Annotated in this window: 5 protein-coding genes, 2 tRNA genes and 1 pseudogene; all 8 read right to left on the bottom strand. The window is 45.8% G+C overall.

All coding sequences use genetic code 11. The features are described 5' to 3' along the window. Positions 1–530: pseudogene (locus Q8J68_RS11015) on the bottom strand (hypothetical protein); the annotation flags it as partial. Positions 531–646: 116 nt separating this feature from the next. After that, positions 647–721: transfer RNA gene (locus Q8J68_RS11010), tRNA-Ile, on the bottom strand. 21 nt (positions 722–742) lie between these two features. Beyond that, a tRNA-Asn gene (locus Q8J68_RS11005) sits at positions 743–815 on the bottom strand. Positions 816–1,067: 252 nt separating this feature from the next. Further along, positions 1,068–2,105: an AmmeMemoRadiSam system radical SAM enzyme gene (gene amrS, locus Q8J68_RS11000; RefSeq protein WP_305311564.1), complete on the bottom strand. Its 1,038-nt coding sequence runs from the start codon at positions 2,103–2,105 to the stop codon at positions 1,068–1,070. Between the two features lie 84 nt (positions 2,106–2,189). After that, complete coding sequence (locus Q8J68_RS10995; RefSeq protein WP_305311563.1) at positions 2,190–3,077, bottom strand: hypothetical protein; 888 nt, start codon at positions 3,075–3,077, stop codon at positions 2,190–2,192. A gap of 10 nt (positions 3,078–3,087) precedes the next feature. Continuing rightward, on the bottom strand, positions 3,088–4,209 hold the full coding sequence (locus tag Q8J68_RS10990; protein ID WP_305311562.1) for a LamG-like jellyroll fold domain-containing protein: 1,122 nt from the start codon (positions 4,207–4,209) through the stop codon (positions 3,088–3,090). Further along, positions 4,199–4,705, bottom strand: a complete 507-nt coding sequence (locus tag Q8J68_RS10985; protein WP_305311561.1) for a type IV pilin N-terminal domain-containing protein — start codon at positions 4,703–4,705, stop codon at positions 4,199–4,201. The genes Q8J68_RS10990 and Q8J68_RS10985 overlap by 11 nt, the downstream gene beginning before the upstream one ends. A gap of 10 nt (positions 4,706–4,715) precedes the next feature. After that, the gene (locus Q8J68_RS10980) at positions 4,716–6,674 is read right to left on the bottom strand and encodes a type II secretion system F family protein (protein WP_305311560.1); all 1,959 of its coding nucleotides are present in this window, start codon (positions 6,672–6,674) and stop codon (positions 4,716–4,718) included. Positions 6,675–6,677 lie beyond the last annotated feature (3 nt).

The raw sequence follows: 6,677 nt of genomic DNA, 5'->3' as shown, positions 1-6,677 counted from the left end.
CGTTCTATGGTGTTCTTGTCCCCGTTTTCAAATATCACTTCCCCGGTATTGTAGTCAGACATAATAATGGACTTAATTTCATCAACTTCAATTCCATGCAGGTGGATCTGAGTGGGGAAATGCTTTTCGATGTGAAGCATTTCGTTGAGATATTCCCATGAGAAGAGGTTCCAGGAAGTTATGAACAGATGCTCCGGGTGAGTTGCAATATAGTCCAGCAGTTTCCTGAGTGCTTCAAACCCACCCACCTTTCTCTTATACAACATATGGCAGTCATCGATAAAAAAAATCTTTCCCTTATTGTCTTTCTGTACTTTATCGAAACCCTCAAAATCTGTCAAGCTAAAAGGGATGATTATTTTTCGGGATACAAGAGGGAACTTATGATAGAGCATGTCCATGAGAGTCGTCTTTCCAGAATATGGTCCGGAAATAATGGCTATATTGGCAGCTGGCTCCGGTCCATGCTGCATAATAACTTTCTCAATCTTATTAATCTCATCCTTATATCCGATAAACTCTCCTGGCATCTTACCCCTTTACCCCGAATATACCCTTGAGTAAGTCTGTTGAAACAAATATAAGTATTCATCTGTAAAAGAATGATTCAGAAAATAATCTCGCTATCACTTAATGAGTTTTAAAATGGGCCTAACCGGATTCGAACCGGTGACCGCTCGGTTATGAGCCGAGCGCTCTAACCTGGCTAAGCTACAGGCCCGTTCTGAGAAAAGATTTAGAGCGCCGCAAACAGGGCTCGAACCTGTGACATTCTGGTTAACAGCCAGACACTCTACCAACTGAGTTATTGCGGCTTTTTGGTGGCGCCAACGCGCGAATCCTCTTAATGCACTTATTGCTTTTAAACCTTTTGATTGACTGCGTGTTTTTCGTGGTTTTCGGCACCATTCTTACCATTTCCAAAATAATTTCCCCGTAGTACCTCATAATAATGATGATAATCATATATCTTTAACAATATATGTTCCACTGGAAATGGAGGGGTGTAACTAAAAAGATAGTTTTTACTATGTAACTTGCGTTACATAAGTATTTTCTTGAGAATGTCAGCATGTTTTAGTATCGCCAATATCCTCATTGAAGATACATATCTGTTTCCCGCACTGCGGACAAGCCATGTCTTCAGTTAGGTTGTATTCTTCCGTATCGAACATGCCTCTCTTAATCAGCAGCTCGTTACATTGAGGACAGAAAGTGCTCTCCCTGCCGCTTCCCGGCACATTCCCGATATAGATATAGTGCAGCCCTTCTTCCTTTGCGATATCATACGCCATCTCAAGAGTTTCCAGTGGAGTTGGCGGCACATCTGTGAGCTGGTAATAGGGGTGGAACCTGGTGAAATGTACTGGAGTGTCAGTCCCCAGGTTCTCATAGATCCATCTTGACATGGCACGAAGTTCCTCTGGGTCATCATTATGGGTTGGTATTATCAGATTGACCACTTCAATATGCATCCCAAGTTCACGGGCCAGCTTTGTAGCCTCCAGCACCGGCTCAAGTCTCGCACTTGCTACTTTCCTGTAGAAGTCATCATTAAAAGCCTTGATATCCACCCTGAAGGCGTCCAGGTATGGGGATATCTTCTCCAGCGCTTCGGGCGTGATGTAGCCATTCGTGACATAAACGGTGGCAAGCCCGGCTTCCTTTGCAAGCCTGGCGCAGTCGTAGGTGTACTCATACCAAATGGTAGGCTCATTATATGTCCAGGCAATGGACCTTGCACCAAACTGCAGTGCCCTTGACACCGCCTCCTCAGGACTCATTTCAACAGCATTAGATGTATCTATACCTACCTGTGAGATGGTCCAGTTCTGGCAGTGTTTGCATCTGAAATTGCAACCGATGCTCCCCAGGGAATAGACAGCAGAACCCGGATAGAAATGATAGAGCGGCTTTTTCTCTATCGGGTCAAGAGCCTCGCTGGAAACCACATTGTAGTTCAGGGTGTACAATGTTCCGTCCCTGTTCTCCCTCACTCTGCAGAATCCCCGCTTCCCGAGCGAGATAGTGCAGCTCTGGGCACACACTTTGCAGTGTACCTTCCTGTCATCCAGCTTCTCGTAAAGCATTGCTTCTTTGATCATGAAAACCCCTATGACAAAATTGGCCAGAAGATATAAGGGACTATTGGAAGGGCAGTTAGTATCATACCCTGCCTTCCAGCTCGTTTAGAAATAGTTGAAGTTAGCTTCAAAACTGCTCATTCTTATATTGGCTTTTATGTCTTCGCCGGGAGAACCCTGAAGACTCAGTACAGCGGATGTGGTACTGTTGGATACCATATACTCACCTTCTGTCAGACCTGCATTGGCTGCCTCCCTCCTGAAGAAGTCCTCCCAGGCCCTTGGATAGACGGTGTCCACTGTCAGTGTGAGGTCTGTAAAGACAGTTTCCTCTGCGTATAGCGAAACTGAGGAGTCGCATATTGTCCTTACCTCTTCAATGGAGTTACTGCTAATGGCTTTTGCAGGCCCCGAAACCTGCATGCCATGGACGTATATGGTTATGTTGGTACTGTTGTCAGTCCTTCTGATGGCTATGGGTGGGGACTGCCTCATTATAGCAAGCTCGCCCTGTGCAAGTATCAGGCCTCCGCTCTCATAAGCATATGTCTGATCCACAAAATAACTGTTACCTGAAGTGTAGAACAATGTCCCGAGGTTTTGGAGGTGTTCCTCACTGTCATAGTTCATCATGGCACCGTTAGCTATTATCCTCATGCCTGGCATGCCTGGAACCACACCTAGCACTCCGCTCGACCTCCCCGGACTTATCAGGGGAATGCTTGCGCCTCCCGCCCTTACAGGATTACTGAACGACATTGTGTTCATAGGGTCATTCATAGCTGCCACAGACAGGATATCCATATTGGATTTAAGGACCGACATGTCATAATATACATCAGCCATGTGTGCCTGCTCTGCACCTATCTTCCATTCCGGAATGTAGCTTACATGGATTACTGTAATCAGGGCCACTATTATACCCAGGAGCAGCACCGCTGATACTACTGTCGAGACCGCTGTTTCGGAATCTTTGAGTCTTATTCCTGACATATCATCACCTCTATGGATTCATGTAAAGCTGCTGTACCTCTGTGCTGTTCAATGCTCTGCTATAGAGTCTCACATCATCGATATAGCCGTTGAAATAATTGCTGGGTGTGCTGTCCCCCCACCTGCCAAAAGTCCAGCGGTTGGAATTAGCGTTAAAGTTGGTTCCTCTTCCATCGGTCCCTGCACTCACTCCATCGACATAGAGTGTCCTGTCGTTCGATGAGCGGTATACAGCAACAACATGGTGCCATTGACCATCATTAATTTGAACTCCATTTAAATACCTGGCATTTGTGTTCCTTGCCACTAGCCGGACTACACCGCCGGAAGTCATATCTATCCCATAGTAAGAGTTTTGGGCACTTGAATATGCAAGGTTAGCCACAGCCTGTTCAGAACCGGAACTGGTAGTATTCAACCAAAGGCTTATGCTAAAAGGATATCCTGTGATAATCTTTTCATTGACCTGCACGTAGTCATCAGCTCCATCAAAATGGAGCGCATTTCCACTTTTACCTCTAATGCGGGCTGCACCGTAGATAGTTCCATCATAATTGTTTATGGAGTCGTAGGCTATGGTGCCCGCATTCTCATTAAGCTTCCACCAGGCAAGCTCTCCCAGAGATATGACTGGAGTAGGCGGGGGTGGCGTAACATTCCCGTGACCTCCTCCCAGGTATCCTGTATCTACAATAAGCAATCCGCTCTTTATTACCATGTTTGTATTCAAATCAAGGACAGTGGCGGATATATAGCCATCAGGAGTGATATTTCCCCAGGAAGAAACATTGATACTTATCACTTCCCCCAATTGCCAGATACTGCTGTTCTTCAGCTTAAGAAGTTCGGCAGATGACAGTTCTCGCATGACCCCATTGACGTTCAGGATTATACGGGTGTCTGAGAGATCAATTTTCTGGCCGCCCGCATGGAAAAGATAGACCTCATCCGAATCTGCGTTTGCCCACCCCTTGATTTCAGCGTACACTTTTTCCTGGGGAACTGCATTGGAGAAGATGAACACAGCTATCACAGCAAATGTAAGCACTGCAATTGCTGTCAGCAATATTTCCCCTAAAACTTCTGATACTGCATTAGTATCAGCCCTGAATGTGCCTGTGTCAGTTATCATACGACCAACCTGACATTCCTGAGCCTTCTTCCATGTAACGTGTATTTCCAGTAAGCCATCCACTCATTATTACCAGATTTGTATCCACATCAATGATAGTGGTGGATATATGATCAGCAGGAGCAATACCGCTCCCCCAGAGGCTTGAAGTATTGATACTGAGCACCTCGCCAGGTTTCCAGATACTACCGCCTTTCTGGTTCAGAAGTTCAGCAGATGATAATTCTCTTATGGTCCCGTTGACATTCAGCATTATACGGGTATTGGAGATGTCTATTACCTGGCCGCCTGCATGGCGAAGGTAGACAGTGTCAGAATCTGTGTCAACCCAGCCCTGTATATCAGCATACACCATTTCACGGGAGTCCGCATATGAGAACACGAACACAGCTATAACAGTAAATGCAAGTACTGCAATGGCTGTCATCAATACTTCACCGATAACCTCGGAAACTGCATTGGTATCATCCCTGAATGTATTTTTGTGACTACTCATGCGGAACATCTCATATCAATAAGGCAAATACCAGATAGGCTATACACATCATTGTCAGGGAATGCTTGATTCCCGAACGGATGTTACCGGCTCCCATCTTTCCGGCAACGATGCCTGAGCAGAAACCCTGGATCATTGCCGCGTGGAAGAATATCATTGTGTACGCCTCAAGATCGAAATCGGTTATCAGTGGCATACCCACCTGGACAGCACCGCTGGCAGAAGGTATCGCCGGCAGGAAGTAAGCTGCAAGTATGTAAACGATGAAAAGGAATACCATAAAAGCAATGTAGATTATGAAAACATACACGAACATCTCTGCATTACGTTCCTTTTTGAGATGCTTCTGGACATCGGCATCATGAGCGGCTATTGTGAGCACACTTTTAATGTCACTGGTGGTTTCATTAGCCTTGATGATAAGAGTAATGATACGCTGTGTCATATCGGTTCTGATGCGGTATTCGAACTTTCTCAGAGCGTCGTCAAGCTTTGCTCCCCAGGAAAGGTCGTTGATAAGCCTCCTGACCTCGGCGTGCAGCACGCCGATCTTCATCTTCATGCTCATCTCAATGGCATCTACCAGCACTATTCCGGCCTCGTTGATACCCGCAAGATTGCTCAGGAATTCAGGGATATGAGATTCTATTTGTCTTACACGGTAGTTCCTCATTTCATTGAATACTACGAAAGGGATGAACATTATAAGCAGTGCAATGAACACATAATCATCAATAATTGCCACAGTAGCGGAATTAATGTTCCTGAAAACTGCAATATTCAAAGAGCCTGTATAATTCCTGATATTCCACAACAGATAGATCGCTGCAGCCGGAACACTTAGAATGAACACGTATGCAGGTGTGCTCTTTAAAAAATGGAATGGATGAGTGAGAGTGTAGATTACCTTCAGCATCTTTTCCCGAAAGAGAATCTTCTTCCTGAGCTCTTCCTCGTTCTCCGGGCCCGGCCTTATCCTGACGTGTGAAAATATTTCCAGCTTCTTTTCCTTTAAGTAGACATTATGCAGGTTAGAGCTTTCACCGGTTATCGAGCTTAGCAGAATTATGAATACTATAGTGCTCAGGGGAATCAGCAGGTAGATCATGTAGTTCAGGATCACCATAGAACCCGTATTTATGAGCCCCAGCACCACAAGTATGGTAATAAGGAACAGTGGGCCGGCGACAAACGCGGATATGTATATCTCGGCCATCACTCCAAGTGTCTCAAAGAACAATTTCTGCTCCTTGGAAGCTGTCAGACGGTATTGGTCATTCTTGGCTCTGAGGTAAGAGGTCACATCCCCTCCGCTGGCAACGATGGATGTAAGCCCCTCTATGAAGTCCTTGAACTTCTGGGAAGGTGTCCTCTGGCTTGCTTTTTCAAGAGCCGTCAGAAGATCCGTACCATAACAGTCCATGTCCTTGACGATGTATCCTATCTCTTCCGCAGAAGCGCCGTAGATATGGTAGTTGTCAGTGATGGACCGCATAACGTCCAGCAGGTTCAGGCCCCCGCCCCTGCTCATGGCATACAGGTAAGCGGTTGTGTGCGGCAGGGACTGGTTAATGAGTGAGCTTCTTACATTTGCCTGTACCTCGGGAATGGACATGTAAACATAGTACGTCAGGGAAAAGGCAACAGCAAAGAACGTAATACATAGTAGCAGAGAAAATATAAACGGAAAATTTGCACTTATAGTGGCGGGTACTAACCACGGACCCACATGAGACAGTGCCATGTCTTTAAAAGAATGTAGTCCAAGGGTCATCCCGGCAATTGCAGCGAACAGTCCAATAAGCAGAGACACAAGACATGCCTGTGATACGTACTGCTCCACCAGCATGCCCATACTGGCCTTACGCAGCATGTTGCGTGTATCCAGGAAGCGATCTATGTTCCTGCGGATGTGTTTTCCAAACAGCAGATGTGCGGTAAAGTCTATTGCATTAGTTATAAAATTCACCTG

Source organism: Methanolobus sp., assembly GCF_030682845.1.
GTDB lineage: Archaea > Halobacteriota > Methanosarcinia > Methanosarcinales > Methanosarcinaceae > Methanolobus.
Note: the sequence above shows the minus strand (reverse complement) of the source record. Positions and strands in the feature narration are given on the sequence as shown.